Origin of the sequence: Streptomyces coelicoflavus, assembly GCF_045041415.1 — a bacterium.
Classification (GTDB): domain Bacteria; phylum Actinomycetota; class Actinomycetes; order Streptomycetales; family Streptomycetaceae; genus Streptomyces; species Streptomyces coelicoflavus.
The window spans coordinates 7,804,881-7,823,576 of record NZ_CP108218.1; the positions used below are offsets into that span (position 1 = coordinate 7,804,881).

Annotated in this window: 15 protein-coding genes and 1 pseudogene; 6 read left to right on the forward strand and 10 right to left on the reverse strand. The window is 73.0% G+C overall.

The window, feature by feature from the left end; all coding sequences use genetic code 11:
- Positions 1 to 7 precede the first annotated feature (7 nt).
- Both OHA99_RS35195 and OHA99_RS35200 read right to left on the reverse strand, forming a co-directional pair.
- Positions 8 to 1,723: a VWA domain-containing protein gene (locus tag OHA99_RS35195; protein WP_405698774.1), complete on the reverse strand. Its 1,716-nt coding sequence runs from the start codon at positions 1,721 to 1,723 to the stop codon at positions 8 to 10.
- Positions 1,724 to 1,743: 20 nt separating this feature from the next.
- Positions 1,744 to 2,961, reverse strand: coding sequence for an AAA family ATPase (locus tag OHA99_RS35200; RefSeq protein WP_405698776.1), 1,218 nt, complete (start codon positions 2,959 to 2,961; stop codon positions 1,744 to 1,746).
- 140 nt (positions 2,962 to 3,101) lie between these two features.
- Between OHA99_RS35200 and OHA99_RS35205 the strand changes: the two genes are divergently transcribed.
- Entirely contained in the window at positions 3,102 to 4,994 is a 1,893-nt protein-coding gene (locus tag OHA99_RS35205) for a glycoside hydrolase family 9 protein (protein WP_194280227.1), read from the forward strand.
- Between the two features lie 37 nt (positions 4,995 to 5,031).
- Here the strand turns inward: OHA99_RS35205 and OHA99_RS35210 are convergent, their stop codons facing one another.
- Both OHA99_RS35210 and OHA99_RS35215 read right to left on the reverse strand, forming a co-directional pair.
- The gene (locus tag OHA99_RS35210; RefSeq protein WP_087792508.1) at positions 5,032 to 5,604 is read right to left on the reverse strand and encodes a TetR/AcrR family transcriptional regulator; all 573 of its coding nucleotides are present in this window, start codon (positions 5,602 to 5,604) and stop codon (positions 5,032 to 5,034) included.
- Positions 5,605 to 5,652: 48 nt separating this feature from the next.
- Positions 5,653 to 6,027: a MerR family transcriptional regulator gene (locus OHA99_RS35215; RefSeq protein ID WP_153181463.1), complete on the reverse strand. Its 375-nt coding sequence runs from the start codon at positions 6,025 to 6,027 to the stop codon at positions 5,653 to 5,655.
- Between the two features lie 115 nt (positions 6,028 to 6,142).
- Between OHA99_RS35215 and OHA99_RS35220 the strand changes: the two genes are divergently transcribed.
- Positions 6,143 to 7,216, forward strand: a complete 1,074-nt coding sequence (locus OHA99_RS35220) for an alkene reductase (protein WP_153181464.1) — start codon at positions 6,143 to 6,145, stop codon at positions 7,214 to 7,216.
- A gap of 160 nt (positions 7,217 to 7,376) precedes the next feature.
- Positions 7,377 to 8,687: a phosphatase PAP2 family protein gene (locus tag OHA99_RS35225; protein ID WP_405698779.1), complete on the forward strand. Its 1,311-nt coding sequence runs from the start codon at positions 7,377 to 7,379 to the stop codon at positions 8,685 to 8,687.
- Positions 8,688 to 8,711: 24 nt separating this feature from the next.
- Here the strand turns inward: OHA99_RS35225 and OHA99_RS35230 are convergent, their stop codons facing one another.
- From OHA99_RS35230 to OHA99_RS35245, 4 genes are all read right to left on the reverse strand, one after another.
- Positions 8,712 to 9,632, reverse strand: a complete 921-nt coding sequence (locus tag OHA99_RS35230; protein WP_405699051.1) for an SDR family oxidoreductase — start codon at positions 9,630 to 9,632, stop codon at positions 8,712 to 8,714.
- A 165-nt stretch (positions 9,633 to 9,797) separates the two neighbouring features.
- Entirely contained in the window at positions 9,798 to 10,526 is a 729-nt protein-coding gene (locus OHA99_RS35235; protein ID WP_405698780.1) for an esterase/lipase family protein, read from the reverse strand.
- A gap of 165 nt (positions 10,527 to 10,691) precedes the next feature.
- On the reverse strand, positions 10,692 to 12,212 hold the full coding sequence (locus OHA99_RS35240) for a catalase (RefSeq protein ID WP_164386072.1): 1,521 nt from the start codon (positions 12,210 to 12,212) through the stop codon (positions 10,692 to 10,694).
- Positions 12,213 to 12,699: 487 nt separating this feature from the next.
- Entirely contained in the window at positions 12,700 to 13,659 is a 960-nt protein-coding gene (locus OHA99_RS35245; protein ID WP_153181468.1) for a LysR family transcriptional regulator, read from the reverse strand.
- A gap of 112 nt (positions 13,660 to 13,771) precedes the next feature.
- Between OHA99_RS35245 and OHA99_RS35250 the strand changes: the two genes are divergently transcribed.
- From OHA99_RS35250 to mgrA, 3 genes are all read left to right on the forward strand, one after another.
- Positions 13,772 to 14,665, forward strand: coding sequence for an NAD(P)H-binding protein (locus OHA99_RS35250; protein WP_405698781.1), 894 nt, complete (start codon positions 13,772 to 13,774; stop codon positions 14,663 to 14,665).
- 62 nt (positions 14,666 to 14,727) lie between these two features.
- Complete coding sequence (locus tag OHA99_RS35255; protein ID WP_153181470.1) at positions 14,728 to 15,093, forward strand: darcynin family protein; 366 nt, start codon at positions 14,728 to 14,730, stop codon at positions 15,091 to 15,093.
- Positions 15,094 to 15,217: 124 nt separating this feature from the next.
- On the forward strand, positions 15,218 to 16,264 hold the full coding sequence (gene mgrA, locus OHA99_RS35260; protein ID WP_164386074.1) for an L-glyceraldehyde 3-phosphate reductase: 1,047 nt from the start codon (positions 15,218 to 15,220) through the stop codon (positions 16,262 to 16,264).
- 24 nt (positions 16,265 to 16,288) lie between these two features.
- Here mgrA and OHA99_RS35265 read toward each other — a convergent pair whose 3' ends face one another.
- Together OHA99_RS35265 and OHA99_RS35270 are read right to left on the reverse strand one after the other, a co-directional pair.
- Positions 16,289 to 17,464, reverse strand: coding sequence for an anhydro-N-acetylmuramic acid kinase (locus OHA99_RS35265; protein ID WP_153181472.1), 1,176 nt, complete (start codon positions 17,462 to 17,464; stop codon positions 16,289 to 16,291).
- 37 nt (positions 17,465 to 17,501) lie between these two features.
- Positions 17,502 to 18,657: pseudogene (locus OHA99_RS35270) on the reverse strand (sodium:solute symporter family transporter).
- Positions 18,658 to 18,696: the final 39 nt, after the last annotated feature.

Below are 18,696 nucleotides of genomic sequence, written 5' to 3' on the forward strand. Positions count from 1 at the left end.
CAGGGGATCAGATCACGCGGAACAGGTCGGCCGCGGCGTGGACGTCGGTGAAGTCCTCGACGGAACGGAGGTTGTCGCACAGGGCCTCGAGGACCGAGCCGGCGGCCGCGACGCGCGGCGCGCCGATGCCCACGCCGAACACCCGGAAGCCCAGGCGGCGCTTGGCCTCGTTCCAGCCGCGCATCCACTCCTCGGTGACACCGCAGTCGTCGTCGGTGAGCATGACGATGTCCCCGCGCCTGCGGGCGCTGTCGTTGAACTCCTCCTCGAGGAGCTCGCACGCCGCGGTCAGGGGCCGCTGGTAACTGGTGCCGCCGCCGAGGAACGTCTCCGCGAAGTCGAGGACGCGGTCGGGGCCGGCGGGCCGGTCGGCCGGGAAGCGGAAGACGCGGAGCTTGTCGGCGGCGGAGAACACGATGCCGACGAAGTCGCGGCCCCCCTGCCGGGCCTGGTCGAGCAGCGCCAGCGCGCACGCCTTCGCCCACGCCTCCCGGGTGATGCCGCCGGGCCCCGCCTCGTACATGGAGTGCGAGGTGTCCACGCACGCGATGACGGCGCCCCGGCCGGTGGCCTGCTCGCCCCGGCTGTCGTAGAGCATCAGCTCCCCGGCGGCATAGCGCGCGGCGAACACCGCCCGCAGTTCGGGCAGTCCGAGACTGGCCAGCTCGGACGGGACGACCCGGGAGAGGTCGTCGCCGAGCGTGACCCCGATCAGCTCCCCGGTGGCGTTCTCCACCTTGCGGGCGCGCTCACCGTCGGCCATCTGCCGGAAACGGCCGATCAGTTCGGCCCACTCGGCGAGCCGGCCGGTGCGCAGCCGCTCGGCCAGCCGGGCGCGTTCGTCGAAGGACATCCGCTCCTGCTCGCCGGCACCGACGCCCCAGGCCCGCATCAGCGCGGCCTCCTTCCGCGCGCCGGCCGCCGATCTCGCGACCGCGCCCCGCGCGGCGGCAGGGACGCCGGGAACCGCCGCCGCGAGGGCCTGGCCGGCGTCCACGGCAGCCCGTCGCGCGGCGTCCCCGGCGTCGCCGTCCGTCCGTCGTACGGCGTCGGCGGCCGGCCCCGGCGCGGTGCCGTCCTCGTCGCTCCCGTCGCTCCCGTCGCTCCCGTCGGCCTCGTCGCCGGTCTGCCGCGGCGCCTCGGCCCCGACGGTGACCGCGTCCCCGGCGCCCTGCCGCGCCCGGTCCGCTCGTTCGTCGCGGTCCCGGTCGGGCCGGGCGTCGTCCAGCATCCGGCGCAGCGCGCCGGCCTGGGCGAGCACGGCCATGGCGGCGGCGTACGGGTCGCCGACCGTCTCCCGGTGCAGCTCGGCGAAGCCCGGCGAATCCAGCAGGGCGGCGACGACACGGTGGTTGACCAGCCGGGAGTGCTCCATCTCGGCGGCCTCGCGCAGCCGCGGGGCCGCCTTGTAGGCGGCCAGGAAGGCGTCGGTGAGGAGGTCGGCGGAGTGCGCGTGGCGCTCGCCCAGTTCGCCGGCCAGCTCCCGCAGCGCGGCGGACTGCCCGTAGATGTCGTGCCAGACGACGCGGTCGAAACGGTCGGCGACCACGGCCCCGGCGTGCCCGGCCGGAGCGGCGGCCGACGGGGCCGGCCCCGTCCCGGCCCGGCCCGCCGGCTCGTCGGGCCGGCTTGCCGTTCCCCCCGCGGCCACGTCCGCGGCCACGTCCACGTCCGCGTCCACGTCCACGTCCGCGGCCGCGTCCGCCCGGGCGTCGTCGTCCATGGTGCCGTCCGCTCCCGTGCTCAGAGCTGGGCCCGCACCGTGCTCGCGTCCACGCCGAGCGCCTCGGTGAGCACACGGGCGCGAACGGCGCGCTGACGGCCGGTGACCCGGTCGATGGCGGTGGTGGAGCGTCCGGCGCCCACCGCTTCCTCGCGCAGCCGCTCCAGTCGCTTGCCCGCGGTGGCCAGCTGGTTGTGCGCCTTCTTGATGACCCACTCGCTCAGCGCCTCGCGGGACTGCCCGGCCATTGCGTCGAGCTGGGTCTCCAGCTCCTCGATGGTGTCGGCGAGGTCGAGTGCCTCCTTGGCGTCCGGGTTCACCAGTTGCAGCACCTCGCGCTCGACCGTGGGACGTTGGGCGGCGGAGTCCCACAGCACATGGGTCAGCACCGACAGGTCGCTCTCGGCGACCGCGGGACGGCCGTCGAGGTACGCGGACGCCTGGAGCAGGCCCACCGCCTGTCGCCAGCGGCGGTCGGAGGCGATCAGTTCCCTGCGGCGCAGGGCGGCCCGCAGGGTGCACACCGCGTCCACGATCCCGTCCGGCACCGCCACGGCCGGGACGGCCTCGTCGACGGCGTGCCGCAGCGCGGCCAGTTCGACGGTGGTCCGCTTCGGTGCCGCAGGGCGCCTGACCGCGGAGCGCACCAGGGCGGCGAAGTTCGAGGGGTCCTCCAGGTACGTGACCTCGATCCGTACCAGCAGCCGGTCGTAGATCGCGGCCGAGTCCGCACCCTCGGGCAGCTCGTTGCTCGCCGTGATGGCCGCGATGAGCGGGCAGCGGACGGGCTCGCCCCCGCTCTCGGGGTGGTAGATCCGCTCGTTGAGGTAGCCCAGCGTCTCGTTCAGTGCCGCCGTGGAACACTTGAAGATCTCGTCGATGAACGCCACGTGCGCGGTGGTGGCGCGCCCTTCGTAGACCTGGCGGTACTCCCCGCGCGCCAGCGCGGCGACGTCGACGGGTCCGAACATCCTCGTCGGCGCGGTGAACTTGGACAGCAGGATCTCCCAGTAGGACGCTCCCACGATCCGGCCCGTGAGTTCCCGGGCCAACTCGGACTTCGCCGTTCCGGGCGGGCCGAGCACCAGCGAGTGCTGACCGGCCAGCAGCGCCACCAGCAGCGTCCGCACCACGTCGGCCCGCTCGTAGAAGCGGTCCGACAGCTCGCCGCCGATCGCCCGGAGCCGCTCGGCCGTGTCCCGCGCGGCCGGCACCTCCTGCGGGTCCTGTGGGCCCATGGCCGACTCCTCCTGTGACGGTCCGGGTGGGCTGGCGGATCAGAGCCTATCCCGCACGAACGCCAGTTCCTGTCGCCTCCGCGCCTCCGACCGGCACCTCGGCCCGCACCGCGGTGGTGTCATCGACCAGACTGTCCGCCATGAACCACTTCTTCTCGCGGCCGGCCCGCACCGTGTCGGCCGCGGTCGCCTCCGTACTGGCGGCCTGCTGCCTCACCGCGTGCTCAGGGGGCCGCACCGGCGGGTCGGTGGCCGTCCGCGTGAACCAGGTCGGGTACGTGACCGGCGAGAAGAAGTTCGCCTACGTCATGGGTGACCGGGAGCGGTTGGCCGACGTCGAGTACGAGGTCCTGGACGAACGGGGGAACACGGCCGGCCACGGCGGTCTCGGCCCCTCGCTCGGCGGCTGGAACAGCACGTACACCGCCGTGCGCACCGTCGACCTCTCCTCGCTCGACCGCACCGGCACCTACCGGCTGCGGCTGGTCGGCGCGGACGCCGGCCCGGAGACCCGCTTCCGCGTGGCACCGGCCCGGCAACTGCTCGACCCGCTGCGCGCGGACACCGTGCACTTCTTCGGCACCCAGCGGGACGGCGCGGACGTACTGACCGACGCGACCGGGCGGGAGCCCTCGCACCTGACCGACCAGGAGGCCCGCGTCTACGAACCGCCGCGCGCCGATGCGGCGGCGGCCGGTCCGGAGCCGGCCGGGAGCGGCGGACCGGTGGACGTCTCGGGCGGCTGGTTCGACGCCGGGGACTTCCTCAAGTTCACGCAGACGGCGTCCTACGTGGTCGGGCAGATGCTGAGCACCGTCCGCGACACCCCCTCGGTGCCCGGGCTGCGGGAGGAGGCACGGCACGGTCTGCGGTGGCTGGACCGGATGTGGGACGGGACGACGGGCACGCTCTACGCGCAGGTGGGGCTCGGATCCGGCGGCAAGGGGGTGCGCGGCGACCACGACGTGTGGCGGCTGCCCGAAGAGGACGACCGGCTCACCGTGGAGCCGGGGGACGCCGACTACCTGATCAAGTACCGGCCCGTCTTCCGGGCCGGCGAACCGGGCGGGCCGCTCAGCCCCAACCTCGCGGGACGGGTGAGCGCCGCCTTCGCCCTCGCCGCGCAGACCGAGGCCGCCGAGGACCCGGCGCAGGCCCGTGAGTGGCTGGACAAGGCGGCCGCCGTCTACGCGCGGGCGGACACCCGGCCGGACCGGGGAGCCCTGGTCACCACGGTGCCCGCGGACTACTACCAGGAGCACTCCTGGCGCGACGACATGGAGTGGGCGGCCGTCGAACTCGCCCGCGGCGCGGACACGCTGGGCGACGCCCGCCGCTCGCGGTGGCGCGACGAGGCGGCCGACTGGGCCCGTGCTGCCCTGAAGGAGGAGCGGGGCGGCACCCTGGGACCCGGCGACGTCAGTGCGCTCGCCCACGCCGGCCTGCTCACCTCGGCGGACCCCGACCCGGGCCTCGCGGCCGCACTGAAGGCGGAGCTGAGGCGGCAGGTGGAGACGGGCAGGAAGCGGGCGGCCGGGGACCCCTTCCGGTCGGGAGTCGTCCCCGGCGACTTCGACGCGGTGCCGAACACCTTCGGTCTGCTCGCGACCGCCGAACTGTACGCCCGTGTCACCGGTGACCACCGCTACGACGAGTTCGCCGCGCGGCAACTGGCGTGGGTGTTCGGGGCCAACGCCTGGGGCACCAGCTTCGTCGTGGGCGCGGGCGACCTCTACCCGCACTGCCTCCAGCACCAGGTGGCCAACCTGGCCATGAGCCGCACCGGCCGCGGCGACATCCTGCGGGGTGCCGTCGTCAACGGCCCGAACGACGCGGGCCTGCTGAAGGAACGCGGCACCATCGAGGGCGGCCGCCCCTGCTCCTTCGCCCCGGACGGCAGGCCGTGGTCGGAGTTCGACGGCCGCGGCGCCGGCTACGTCGACGACGTGCGGGCCTGGCAGACGGTGGAACCGGCGGACGACTTCACCTCGACGGCCCTGTACGCCCTGTCCCTCACCGCCGCGCGGTCCTGAGACCCGGCACGGCCCCGTCGGCACCCGGGAGGCAGCGTCAGGGACTGGTCGGCCAGGTCCGCAGCAGGGCGTCCAGCGCGTTGAGGATCTCCGTCCAGCTCTCCTGGGAGTCGGGGGCACTGTGGCTGAATCCCCCCGCGCTCTCCAGGCCGACGTAACCGCTGAAGACGCTGCCCAGCAGCCGCACGGCATGCGTCTGGTGCGGTTCCGCCAGGTGGTACCCGCGCAGGATCGCCCGCGACATCCGGGCGTGCCGCACACCGGCGCCGGCGGCCGCCGCCTCCGCGTCGAGGGGGAACTGCGTGGCGGCGAAGCGGCCCGGGTGCTCGAGGGCGTAGTCGCGGTAGACGTTCGCGAACGCGATCAGCGCGTCCTTGCCGGCCCGGCCGGCCACCGCCTCGGAGGCCAGGTCGGCCAGCTCCTCCAGGGCGAACAGCGCGATCCCGGTCTTGAGGTCGTGGGCGTTCCTCACATGCGCGTACAGACTCGCCGTCTTCACGCCGAACCGCCTGGCCAGCTCCGTCGGAGTGGTGCGCTCGAAGCCGATCTCGTCGGCCGTCTCGGCCCCGGCCCTGATCAAGGTCTCGGTCGTCAGTCCTACCCGAGCCACACCCGTCCTCCCTGTCGCACCGGCAGCGGTGGAAGATTATGAGCCTGCCTAATGAGATTGGGCAAACCGGGTGTCCCGGTATTCGCGCGCCGTGTCGATCAGGGAGTTGAGGGCGTCCCTGGTGCGCATGAGTTCCTCGATCTGCTCGGAGATCCGGTCGCGCTCCTGCGCCATGCGCTCCAGGGCGGTGTCGGAGTGGTCCGCGCTCGGTGCGTCGACGCACGGGAGCAGCTCCGCGATGGTCCGGCTGGACAGGCCGGCGGTGTACAGCCGCTGGAGGAACCTGACCCGCTCGACCCCCTCCTCCGTGTACTGGCGCTGGCCTCCGGCGCTGCGCGTGCTGACCAGCAGGCCCTGGTCCTCGTAGTAGCGCACGGACCGGACGCTGACCCCGGCCCGTGACGCGAGCTCTCCGATGCGCAAAGCCGTACTCCCGACTGTGATCTGCGGCACAATTCCTTGCCTCTGACGTCAGTGTCAGGTTCTAGCGTAGCCGTCGGTCCCGAGATCCGGGGCCGAACGGCTGAGGAGCCCTGACATGACGTCCCTTTTCGACCCGTACCGGCTCGGCGCACTGACGCTGCCCAACCGCATGGTGATGGCCCCGATGACCCGCGTCCGTGCCGCCGCAGGCGGGCTGGCCACACCGTCGATGGCCACGTACTACGCCCAGCGGGCCACGGCCGGGCTGATCGTCTCCGAGGGCGTGCAGCCCAGCCCGGTCGGGCAGTCCAACCCGGGGACGCCGGGCCTGCACACCGACGAGCAGGTCGCCGCCTGGCGCCCCGTCACCGCCGCCGTGCACGCCAACGGCGGACGGATCTTCGCCCAGATCATGCACGGCGGCCGCGTCTCGCACCCCGACACCACGGGCATGCGGCCGGTCGGGCCCTCGGCCGTCCCGGCCGTCGGGGAGGTGTTCACGCCGACCGGACCGCAGCCCGTACCGACGCCGCGCGCCCTGGAGAGTGCCGAAGTACCGGAACAGGCCGAGTCCTACGCCGGGGCCGCCCGCCGGGCCGTGGACGCCGGCTTCGACGGCGTCGAACTGCACGGCGCCAACGGCTACCTCATCTCGCAGTTCCTCTCCTCGAACGCCAACCTCCGCACCGACCGCTACGGCGGCTCGGTGGCCAACCGGATCCGCTTCGCCGTCGAGGCCGTGTCCGCGACCGTCGACGCCGTCGGCGCCGACCGGACGGGCATCCGCCTCTCCCCGGCGGGGACCTTCTGGGGCGTCGAGGAGACCGGCGTCCTCGACCTCTACACCGAGCTGCTGACCGAGCTGTCGCGGCTCCGGATCGCCTACGTCCACCTCGAGGCCACCGCCGGCGAGGAGGTGCTGGTGGCTCTGCGCCGCGCCTGGCCGGGCGCGCTCGTCATGAACCCGGTGCTCCCGATGGGTCCCAAGCAGACCGGCCGCGAGGACGCCGACCACTGGCTCGGGCTCGGGGCGGACCTCATCAGCTTCGGCCGCGGCTTCGTCGCCAACCCCGACCTGGTGGAGCGCCTGCGCACGGGACTCCCCCTCGCACCGGTGGACGAGGCCACGTACTACCAGGGCGGTGACGCGGGCTACCTGACCTACCCGGCGTACCAGCACACGGCCTGACGGCGGGGCCGGGGCCGGCGAAGCGGTGCCGTTAGCATGTTCGGGCTCGTGACGATCCGTACGAGCTACCGATTTGTCCGACCCCTAGCAAACGGGCCAACAAGTGAAGACCACACCGACACGAATATCCTCGCGAAGAGACCTCGGCACCCTGTGCGCCGTGTGGCGCCGGCCGCGGGCCGTGCTGTGGACCGCGGCCGGTGTGGTGACCCTCGGTTTCCTCGTCGCGCTGGAAATCGCCGCGCGTCACTACGGCGTGCGGGGCCCGATCACCAACCAGGCGCGAGAGGTGCTCTTCTCCCCGCGCTCGGGGCCCCTGCTGTACGCCGGTCTCGCCCTGACGATGGTGGTGCTCACCTGGCGCCAGCGCCTCGTCGCGGCCGGCGCGGCCATCGGCATCGACGTCGTCTTCCTGCTGGTGCGCTGGGCGGTCGGCGCCGAGCCGAACTTCGGCAACGGCGCGCTGTGGGTGGTCCTGGGCTGCGCGGTCCTCGCCGTGACGCGCCGCACGGGCAGCGAACGGACCCTGCTGCTCAAGGGGACCGGGCTGGGCCTGCTCCTCGTCGCCGGGCACAAGACGGGCGACACCTGGCTGCTCATCACCTCGGAGACCCGCAAGACGGTGCTCGACCCGTACGTGGCCACCGCCGACCAGGCACTGGGCAACCCCTCGTGGCTGGTCGGCCGGTTGGTCGAGGCCACCGAGCCGGTCGGCGGCCACGTACTCCACCTCGTCTACGGCCAGCTGCCCCTGGCCGCCGCCCTCGTCGGGCTGTACCAGCTGCGCCACGTGGCGGCCGAGCGCCGGTTCCCGAGCCACCACCTCGTGCGCACCTTCCTGGTCATCGGCCTGCTCGGGCCCGCCGTCTACATGATCTTCCCCGTCGTCGGGCCGGTCTTCGCCTACGGCGCCGAGGGCGGTCAGTGGGCGGTGGCCAACCTGTGGCCGGGCACACCGCCGCCGACCGGTGCGCCGCACCCGATCCCGTTCGACGACATCACTCCGCGCAACTGCATGCCCAGCCTGCACACGGCGTGGGCGACGACGCTGTTCATCCACTCCCGCAAGGGTTCCCGACCCATGCGGTACGCGGGCACGTTCTGGCTCGTCGCCACCCTCACCGCGACGCTCGGCTTCGGCTACCACTACGGCGCGGACCTCGTCGCCGGCGTGGTCTTCGCGCTCACCGTCGAGGCCTCGATGCGCGCCTTCGCGCGGGGCTGGGACCGCGGGGCCGTCCGGCTGGTCGTCCACGGCACGACGGTGTTCGCCGTGCTGCTGGTGTCGTACCGGTACCTGTCGGTGGAGATGGCCGAGCACCCCTGGGTCGCCGGGCCACTGCTCGTCCTCGCTCTGGCCTCCGTGATCCTCGGGTACGTGCGGACCACCGGGCGGTGGGACTCCGTAGCCGGTACGGTGCGGCAGCCGGAACCGTCGCGCCCCGCGGAACCGCAGCCCGAACTGGTCTGAAGCCGGGACCGGAGCGGAGCGGGGCTACGCGAAGTAGTGGCCCTGCTCCAGGTCCTCGACCAGCCCGACCTGGACGGGTTCCCACCCCAGCAGCTCGCGGGTCAGGACGCTGGAGGCCGCGCGGTTGGCCGCGAGGGGTCCCGCCAGCCAGCCGAAGTGGGCGCCCGCGTCCGCGGCCGGGACCGACACCACGGGCAGGCCCAGCCGGCGGCCGATCACCTCGGCGAGATCCCGCACGGGCAGGCCCTCCTCCGCGACGGCGTGCAGCGTCGAGCCCGCGGGGGCCTTCTCCAGCGCCAGGCGGAACAGGTGCGCGGAGTCGAGACGGTGCGCCGCCGACCAGCGGTTGGCGCCGTCCGCGACGTAGCCGGAGACGCCCTTGTCGCGGGCGGTCCCGATGAGGGCCGGGACGAAGCCGTTGTCCCCCTCGCCGTGATTGGTCGGGGCCAGCCGCACCACGGAGGAGCGGACACCGCGGGCCGCGAGGGAGAGCGCCAGCTCGGCGGTGGCGGCCCGCACGTGCTGGGCGTCGCCGCGGGCGGCCGCGGCCGGGTCCGGGTCGTGGCCGTCGCGTTCGGTCGCCACGTGGCCGGGAACCGAGGGCGTCCCGGATGCGATCGTGAACGGCCGGCCGGACCCGGCGAGCGCCTCGCCGATCACCTCGACGGCCCGCCGGTCGGCCTCGCCCGCGCCCTTGAAGTCCCCCGAGAACGCGATGTCGTGCTTGAAGGCCAGGTGCACGACCCCGTCCGAGCCGGCGGCGGCGTCCCGCAGGACGCCGAGGTCGTCCAGGGTGCCCCGGACCACTTCGGCCCCGGCCGCGGTGAGCGCTCCGGCCGAGGCGTCCGAACGGGCGAGTCCCACGACATGGTGCCCTTCCTTGACGAGCTCGGGAACGACGGCTGAGCCGATCCAGCCGGAGGCGCCGGTGACGAAGACACGCATGAGAATCCTCCAGATATGTCCGTACATGGCGACCGCGGGTCCGCCGGGTGCGGACGCGAGCGGCGGGCGCAGGGCGCCGGAACCGTCGATGACAGTCGCTGACATCGACGGTAACACGCGATGTCAGCGACTGTCATCGCTGGAGGATCGTCCGGGCGGCGTGGATCAGGACGCCACGAAGCGGGCTATCCGTCCCAGCACCACCGTGTCCGCCAGGTAGCCGATGTGCGTCTGGCAGAGCACGTTGTTGTTGTCCGCGCCGCTCAGCCGCGTGCTGGTGTACGGGAGGATGATCCCGTCGCAGGCCGAGTACCAGGTGGCGTACCGGGTACTGCCCGGTGTCTCGTCACCCGACGTGATCTGATCGATGAAGGACGAGCCCGGGTACATCTGCCGGCAGGTCGTGTAGATCAGGCACGCGCCCGCGTACGTCGTCCCGTGGTTCGCTCCGGCGATCGACGCGAGGTGGCTGACACTGGTGTGCCCGCCCAGCACCTTCAGGTAGTACTGGCTGACGAGCCCGCCCATCGAGTGGTTGACGATCGCCACCTGGCTCGCGCCGGTCCGCGCCTTCACGTCGTCGACGAAGGAGGCGAGGCCCCGGGCGTTGGCGACGTTGTCGCCGTAGGAGTCGTACTCGTAGGCGAAGAGGTCGGAGCCGGACCAGCCGTTCAGCCGGAAGACGCTCATGGCGGTGACCCAGTTGGACGCGCTGCCGGTGTAGCCGTGGACGAAGACGACCGGCGTACTCGTGGACAGCGGCCGGGCGGCCGTGGCGACCGCGGTGCCCGTGGGGGTGGCCGCACCGGCCGTCGGCGCGGAGGAGAGGAGGCCGAACACGACCGCGGCGGCCGCGAGAACACCGAGAAGCCGGCGTGGGGAACGACGACGCATGGAGCCCTCCAGGAGAGGATTCGGGTACCTGACCCGATCAGAGTCCTGGTGCGGGGCACCGGCGCCATCGGCAGAATCACCAGCCGCGGAAACCCGTCGGCGAGCGGGAACGGGGCGCGCGCCGGCCGGCGCACGCCCCGCGGGAGCGGAGAACCGCGAGAGGGATCAGGCCTTGTCCTGCATGGACTGCCTGGCCGGGTTGCGCTGTTCGGCGGCCTTGAAGTCCTTCTCGCCCGCCTTCGCCCGCACCCCCTTGGCGATGCGCTCGCCGATGGTCCTGTCGATGTTCGACCAGTACTCGAAGGCCCGTTGCAGCACGGGTTCGGTCACCTCGTTGAGGAGGTGGTCCACCACGTTGTCGACCAGCCGGTCCCGGGCCGCGTCGTCCAGCACCTCGCGCACCAGGGTGCCCGGCTGCCCCCAGTCGTCGTCCTCGGCGTGGCTGACGTAGGCCGTGCGGGTGATGGACCCGTCCGTCTCCCAGCTGGGCGGCGTGCCGAAGTGCTCGGTGTCGGCGGCCGGACCCCCCTTGGAGTTCGGCGCGTAGACCGGGTCGGTCGTCTTCCGGTAGGCCATCGCACCGTCCTTGGAGTAGGTGCGGACGTCGACCACCGGGGCGTTCACGGGAAGCTGCTGGTAGTTCGCGCCGATGCGGTAGCGGTGGGCGTCGGCGTACGAGAAGAGCCGGGCCAGCAGCATGCGGTCCGGGCTCGGGCCGATGCCCGGGACCAGGTTGTTGGGCTGGAAGGCCGCCTGCTCGATCTCGGCGTGGTTGTCCGTCGGGTTCCGGTCCAGCGTCATACGGCCGACCGGGATCAGGGGGTAGTCGCCGTGCGGCCAGACCTTCGTCAGGTCGAACGGGTTGAACCGGTAGCCCGCGGCGTCCTCGTACGGCATGACCTGCACGTGCAGCGTCCAGCTCGGGAAGTCGCCGTCGCGGATGTGCTCGAAGAGGTCCCGCATGTGGTAGTCGGTGTCGGCCGCCGCCATCTGGTCGGCCTCGTGCTGGGTGAAGTACTCGATGCCCTGGTCCGTCTTGAAGTGGTACTTCACCCAGAAGCGCTCGCCCGAGGCGTTGATCCACATGTAGGTGTGGGAGGTGTAGCCGTTCATGTGGCGCCAGGTGCGCGGGATGCCGCGGTCCCCCATGAGCCAGGTGACCTGGTGCGCGGATTCCGGCGAGAGCGTCCAGAAGTCCCACTGCATGTCGTGGTCGCGCAGGTTGCTGTCCGCCCGGCGTTTCTGCGACCGGATGAAGTGCTGGAACTTCATCGGGTCCTTGACGAAGAACACCGGCGTGTTGTTGCCGACCATGTCGTAGTTGCCCTGGCTGGTGTAGAACTTCACCGCGAAGCCGCGCGGGTCGCGCCAGGTGTCCGGGCTGCCGCGCTCGCCCGCGACGGTCGAGAAGCGGGTGACCAGTTCGGTCCGTGTGCCCGGCTGGAAGACGGCCGCCTTGGTGTAGGCGCTCACGTCGTGCGTCACCTCGAAGTGGCCGAAGGCGCCGCTGCCCTTGGCGTGCGGCTGGCGTTCGGGGATGCGCTCCCGGTTGAACTGCGCCATCTGCTCGATGAGGTAGGCGTCCTGGAGGAGGACCGGACCCGCCGGGCCCGCGGTGAGCGAGTGTTCGTCGCTCTCCGCCGGTGCGCCGGAGTCCGTGGTGGTGGCAGGCGGGGTGTCCGTCATGAGACTGCCTTTCGTCGGGGAGTGGCTGACGCCCAGGGGCCGCGCGACTCGGACACGGGGCACGGGACCCTCTTCGCCCTGCCCGGCAGAGCGGATCCGCCGACGCCCGGGCCGTCCCCCGGCCCGCGCGGTTCCCGCCGCACGTGTGCCCTGGAGCGGCCGCGCCAATCGGGTGCGGGTGCGACTGCGGGGCGGGCAGGAGGGAGGAGGGGGCGGAGTCCGTCGGCCCGTCGGCTCGTCGGCCGTGCCGCGTCCCGGCGCCGGGACGCACCGCGTGCTCGCCCATCCGTCCAGGCCTTCCGGAGTGCCGTCGTCCGTATCAGTCTCCGCCGCCGCCCGGCCCCCGCAAGCGGAGCGAGCGACGGGTGCGGGTGCGCGTGCGGGGGGCTGCGGGACGCGGGTGCGGCGGGTGCGGCGGTGGGGAAGGCGGATCGGCACCCTGCCCCGCCACCCCGCCACCCCGCCACCCCGCCACCCCGCCACCCGGCTACCCGAGCCGGCCGGACGGCTCGGCGCGCAGCACCCGGCGGACCGCGGCGCGCAGCCAGTGGTGCGCGCCGTCGGAGGTGTGCCGGGGGTGCCAGGCCATGCCGATGGTCACCGGCGGCAGGGGCAGCGGGATGTCGAGGAGCCGCAGTCCGAGGACCGAGGCCTGTTCGGTGAGGGGGCTGGGTGAGGAGTCGCCGCCCGGTGCGGCGGGCACCAGCGCGACGACGTCGGTGCGGGCGGCGAGGGACAGTGCGGCCAGATGCCCCGGGAGGACGACGGCGACCCGGCGGCTGAGGCCGTGCTCGGCGAGCGCGGCGTCGACCGGACCGTCGAACCGGCCGCGGCGGCTGACCGCGACGTGCTCGGCGGCGGCGAACCGCGCCGGGGTCAGGGTCCCCTCGGCGAGCGGGTGGCCGGGCCGGACGGCGGCCGTCATCCGCAGGGTGACCAGCTGCTCGACCAGCGTCTCGGGATCCACGTGGTCGATCGCCCCGACCTCCAGGTCCACCCGGCCGTCGCGCAGGGCCGGTCCGGCCTCCAGTTCCTCGGCCCGGAAGCGCAGTGAGATCCCCGGCGCCTCCTGCCCGGCCAGCGTCAGCAGACCGGCGGCGAGGGCCGCGCCGACCAGGTCGGCGGCCTGGAGGCTGAGGGTGCCGCGCAGCGTGGCCGGGTCGACGCCGGTGGCCGGGGTCAGCAGCGCGCCGAGCCGGTGTACGACGGTGGCGGCCTCGTCCCGCAGGGCCAGCGCCCTCGGGGTCGGCACCATGGTCTGGCCCGCCCGGACCAGCAGGGGGTCCTGGAGGATCCGCCGGAGGCGGCCGAGGGTGCGGCTCATGGCCGCGGGGGAGGTGCGCAGGCGGGCGGCGGCGCGGGTGACGCTCTGCTCGGCGAGCAGGGCGTCGAGCGCCACGGCGAGGTTGGCGTCGATGACCGGCGCGATCCGGTCTGTGCTGTTCACCAGTGTTATTCCGTTCCGGGCAACAATGCCTTGCTGAAGTTCCCATTGTGGCAACGCCTCGTGGCTCCGCAGGATGTGGGCGTACCCGAACGGAACGACCCACGAGGTTCTCATGATCGTCATCACTGCCCCCACCGGGAACATCGGGCGCCGACTGCTGCCCCTGCTCCTGGACTCCGCCCCCGCCCGGGGCGAGGAACTGCGCGTGATCGTGCGCGACCCCGGACGCCTGGCCGCCCCGGTGCGCGAGCGCGTCGAGGTGGTCACCGGATCGCACGGCGACCCCGCCGTCGTCGACCGGGCCTTCGACGGCGCCGACGCCGTCTTCTGGCTCGTCCCGCCGGACTCCTCCCGCGCCCCCGACGACGGCTACCGGGGGTTCACCCGGCCCGCCGCGAAGGCGCTCGCCGCGCACCGCGTCGGCCACGTCGTCGGCGTCTCCGCACTCGGCCGCGGCACCCCGGTCGCGGCCCGGGCGGGGCTCGTCACCGCGTCCCTCGCCGTGGACGACCTCATCGCGGAAACCGGCGTCGCCTACCGGGCCCTGGCCAACCCGTCGTTCTTCGAGAACCTCCTGGAGGAGGCCGGCTCGATCCGGGAGCGCGGCTGTTTCACCGACGTCGTCGACGCCGAGCGCAAGGCCCCGCTCGTGGCCGTCGCCGACGTCGCCGCCGTGGCCGCCGGTCTCCTGCTCGACCGGTCGTGGACCGGCACCGGCAGCGTCCCGGTGCTCGGACCGCGGGACCTGTCACCCAACGACCTGGCCCGCATCATGACCGAACAGCTCGGCCGCCCCGTCCGCTACGAACGCCAGACGTTCGGCGACCTGCGCGCCGCCCTCGTCGGCCACGGCCTGGACCGGGAGTTCGTGGACGGCGTCGTCGACATGAAGCGGGCCAAGGACGACGGCCTCGACACGGGCGTCACCCGAACCCCGGACACGGCCACCCCGACCACCTTCGAGGACTGGGTCGCCCGGACCCTCGGGCCCGTGGTCCTGTCCTGAATCCTCACCCACCCCCACCCCCAGCCCTCACACTCACTCTCACCCCGGAACAGGGAGCAACCATGCCCGAAGAGACGGCCCACACCCCGGTCACCGCGTTCATGCTCGTCAAGACCACACCCGAGTGGCTCGCCCTGACCGTCGAGCAGCGGGTGCACGCCTTCACCACGGAGGTCGTCCCCGTCGTGAAGGCCAGGACCACCGGCGTCCGGTCACGCTTCTACGACACGGAGTTCTACTCCGCCCGCGTCACCGACGTGTGGGTCTGGGAGGCCGACGACCACCACGCCTACCAGCTCCTCGTCGACGCCCTGCGCGAGACGCCCTTCTGGGACCGGTACTTCGAGGTCGTCGACCTCCTGGTGGGCACGGAGAACGGTTACGCGCGCACCTACGGAGTCGACGCGGTCACCACCATCTCCACCTGACCGGACCGGGTGGATCACGCCGTCGCCGACGACGGTGAGAAACTGACGGCGCCCGCGATGCCGCCGCGGCCGGACGGTCAGGTGGCACGGGCCGTCCGACCCGCTTCCCCACCGGAGAACCCCCATGAACCACGTCGCGGACCCCAGCCGCTACGACGGCACCATGCAGTACCGCCGCACCGGACGCTCCGGGCTCGACCTGCCCGCGCTCTCCCTCGGCTACTGGCACAACTTCGGCGACGACAAGCCGTTCGAGACCCAGCGGCGGATCGCCCTGCGCGCCTTCGACCTCGGCATCACCCACCACGACCTCGCCAACAACTACGGTCCGCCGTACGGGTCCGCCGAGATCAACTTCGGCCGGATCCTGCGGCAGGACCTGGCGCCGTACCGCGACGAGCTGGTGGTGTCCACCAAGGCCGGGTGGGACATGTGGCCCGGCCCCTACGGCCAGGGCGGCGGCTCCCGCAAGTACGTGCTCGCCTCCCTCGACCAGTCCCTGAAGCGGACGGGTCTCGACTACGTCGACATCTTCTACTCCCACCGCCTGGACGCCTCCACCCCGCTGGAGGAGACCATGACGGCACTGGACACGGCGGTGCGGCAGGGCAAGGCGCTCTACGTCGGCATCTCCTCCTACGACGCCGAACGCTCCCGGCAGGCCGCGGCGATCCTCCGCGACCTGGGCACCCCCCTGCTCATCCACCAGCCGTCGTACAACATGCTCAACCGGTGGATCGAGACCGAGGGTCTGCTGGACGCGGCCGCCGACGAGGGCTTCGGCGTCATCGGGTTCACCGCGCTGGCCCAGGGGCTGCTCACCGGCCGCTACCTCGACGGCGTGCCCGAGGGGTCCCGCGCCACCCAGGGCAAGTCCTTCGCGACCGGCTGGCTCACCGAGGACACCGTCCGGCGGCTGCGCGCCCTGAACGGCATCGCCGCCCGCCGGGGCCAGAGCCTGGCGCAGATGGCGCTCGCCTGGGCACTGCGCGACCCGCGCGTCACCTCGCTCGTGATCGGCGCCTCCCGCCCCGAGCAGCTGGAGGAGAACGTGACCGCCCTGGCCAACCCGTCCTTCAGCGACGACGAACTGGCCGAGATCGACAAGTACGCGGTCGTCGACGGCGACGTCGACCTGTGGCGGCGGGCCCGCACCGGCGACCTCGGCTGAGGCGTCCCCCGTCCGCGGAAGTGCTCAGGGCCCGCCGACGACGCGCAGCACCCGGGGCGGCTCGCCGGCCGGTTCGGGCAGCCGCAGCGGCTCCCGACCGGGTGTGATGCTGCCGAGCAGGGACGCCCGGCGGGCGCCCGTCCCCGAGGGGATCGCGCCGGGCAGGCCGTTGACGGTCAGGAAGCCCAGGAGGGCGAAGGCAAGTGCCTCCTTGGCGTCGGACGGCAGCCCGAGCGCGTCGCTGGAACCGAGGGTCACCCCGGGCAGCTCCTCGGCGAGCATGCCCATCAGCACCGGGTTGTGCGCGCCACCGCCGGACACGACGAGCCGCGTGACGCCGTGCGCCCGGCAGGCCTCGGCCACCGTGACGGCGGTGAGCCGGGCCAGGGTCGCCAGGACGTCGTCGGGTTCCGCGACGGGCGCCGCCGCGAGCGCCCGCAGCAGATACGGCAGGTGGAACTGCTCCTTGCCGGTGCTCTTCGGCGCCGGCCTGGCGTAGTACGGGTCGTCAAGCAGCATCCGCAGCAGCCCCGGATCGACCCGGCCGGCCCCGGCCCGGCGCCCGTCCTCGTCGTACGCGGCCGCACCGCCGGTGAAGTGCCGTACGGCGGCGTCCATCAGCGCGTTGGCCGGGCCGGTGTCGAAGGCCAGCGGCTCGGCACCGGGGGCGACGACGGTGACGTTGGCGATCCCGCCGAGGTTGAGGGCGGCGGGGACGCCGGGCAGCGCCGCCATGGCCAGGACGTCGGTCATGGCCACCAGCGGCGCCCCCTGACCGCCGGCCGCGACGTCCCTGCCGCGCAGGTCGGACACGACGGGCAGACCGGTCGCCTCGGCGATCCAGGCGGGCTGGCCGAGCTGGAGGGTGCCGCGCACGGCGCCGTCCTCCACCCAGTGGTACACGGTCTGCCCGTGCGAGACCACCAGATCGGCCGCGCCCCCGCACAGCTTGCGCACCGCCCGCACGGCCACGTCGGCGAAGGCCTGGCCGATGCCGGTGTCGAGCCTGGCGACGGTGCGGACCGTCGTCGTCGCCGGGGGGAGGCTGCCCGCGATCAGGTCGCGCAGCCCGTCCGGGTAGGGGGCGGAGAGATGGCCGAGCGGGCGCATCACCAGGGCCTCGCCCCGCAGTTCGAGGTCCGCGGCGGCCGCCTCGATGGCGTCGTAGGAGGTGCCTGACATCAGGCCGATCACACGCACGATGTACTCCTGCGAGGGTTGAGCGGGCCGGACGGGGTCAGTTCCGGCCGGCCGTCGTGGTCAGCCGGTCGGGTCCGGCGCCGGGCTCCTCGTCGAGAGCCGGGCCCGCCGAGGGCTCCGGCGCCCGGTGGAACAGGCTCAGCACACCCCCGACCAGCAGGGTGATCAGCACGCCGATCGGCACCAGCCACTGGGCCGCGATCGCCTGGGACACCGTGGTCCCGCCGGTGGTGACGTCGATCCTCACCCCGCGCACGATGTACGTCATCACCCCGATGGTGACCAGGAAGGCCACGACGGAGTCGACCTCGTTGGCACGCTTGACGAGCCGCCCCAGCAGGAAGGCGCCGAGCAGCGCGCCGTAGGTGTAGCCCGCGATGGTCAGACCGGTCAGGTACACGTTGCCCGTGCTCGCGCTGAACGCGCAGGCGAAGACGGCCATCAGCGTCGCCCACACCAGCGTCATCCAGCGGGCGAGCCTCAGCAGCGCCTCCTCGGACGGGGTGGTGCGGAAGAAGCTGTGGATGATGTCGGCGACCGTCGAGTTCGACATGGAGTTCAGCGCCGACGACAGCGAGCCCATCGCGGCGCCCAGGATGCCGGCCACGAGCAGGCCGGAGACGACCACGGGCAGCCCGTGCAGGATGAACTCGGGGTAGAGGTTGTCCGAGCTGGACAGCCCCAGCTCCGAGAAGGACCGGCCCTCGTTGTACGACCACAGCAGCGCGCCGACGAGGGAGAACGCGGCGAACTGGACGGTGACGAAGACACCCGAGGCGATCATGGCCTTCTGACCCTCGCGCAGGGTCTTCGTCGCCAGCACCCGCTGGACGATCAGCTGGTCGGAGCCGTGCGAGGCCATGGCGAAGATCGCGCCGCCGACGATGGCCGTGGGCAGGGCGAACGGGCTGGGGGATCAGCACGGTGGCCACGACGACGCGTCCCACGACGTAGCCCAGGGCGAGTTCGACGTTGCCGAACCCCTGGCCGCTGTAGGCGCCGCCCGGGACGCTGATCACCGTCAGCACACTGGTCTCGGTGGCGACGACGGAGAAGGAGACCGTCCACCACGGCATGTGGCTCTCACCGACGAAGTAGTCCTTCGCCGACTTCTGCCGGCCGGCCTTCCGCAGGCCGATCCAGGCGATCCCGATCAGATAGACCACGATCACCACGAGGTCGAGCTGGCGCACGCTTGCTCCTAGGGGGTGTCGTCTGGATCTTGCCGGGGG

What these genes read in the sequence shown, in the direction of transcription:
- OHA99_RS35230 (WP_405699051.1), bottom strand. Translation starts at nt 9,632, where the DNA reads ATGCGTGTCTTCGTCACCGGCGCCTCCGGCTGGATCGGCTCAGCCGTC.
- OHA99_RS35240 (WP_164386072.1), bottom strand. Translation starts at nt 12,212, where the DNA reads ATGACGGACACCCCGCCTGCCACCACCACGGACTCCGGCGCACCGGCG.
- OHA99_RS35235 (WP_405698780.1), bottom strand. Translation starts at nt 10,526, where the DNA reads ATGCGTCGTCGTTCCCCACGCCGGCTTCTCGGTGTTCTCGCGGCCGCC.
- OHA99_RS35250 (WP_405698781.1), top strand. Translation starts at nt 13,772, where the DNA reads ATGATCGTCATCACTGCCCCCACCGGGAACATCGGGCGCCGACTGCTG.
- OHA99_RS35200 (WP_405698776.1), bottom strand. Translation starts at nt 2,961, where the DNA reads ATGGGCCCACAGGACCCGCAGGAGGTGCCGGCCGCGCGGGACACGGCC.
- mgrA (WP_164386074.1), top strand. Translation starts at nt 15,218, where the DNA reads ATGAACCACGTCGCGGACCCCAGCCGCTACGACGGCACCATGCAGTAC.
- OHA99_RS35195 (WP_405698774.1), bottom strand. Translation starts at nt 1,723, where the DNA reads ATGGACGACGACGCCCGGGCGGACGCGGCCGCGGACGTGGACGTGGAC.
- OHA99_RS35255 (WP_153181470.1), top strand. Translation starts at nt 14,728, where the DNA reads ATGCCCGAAGAGACGGCCCACACCCCGGTCACCGCGTTCATGCTCGTC.
- OHA99_RS35220 (WP_153181464.1), top strand. Translation starts at nt 6,143, where the DNA reads ATGACGTCCCTTTTCGACCCGTACCGGCTCGGCGCACTGACGCTGCCC.
- OHA99_RS35205 (WP_194280227.1), top strand. Translation starts at nt 3,102, where the DNA reads ATGAACCACTTCTTCTCGCGGCCGGCCCGCACCGTGTCGGCCGCGGTC.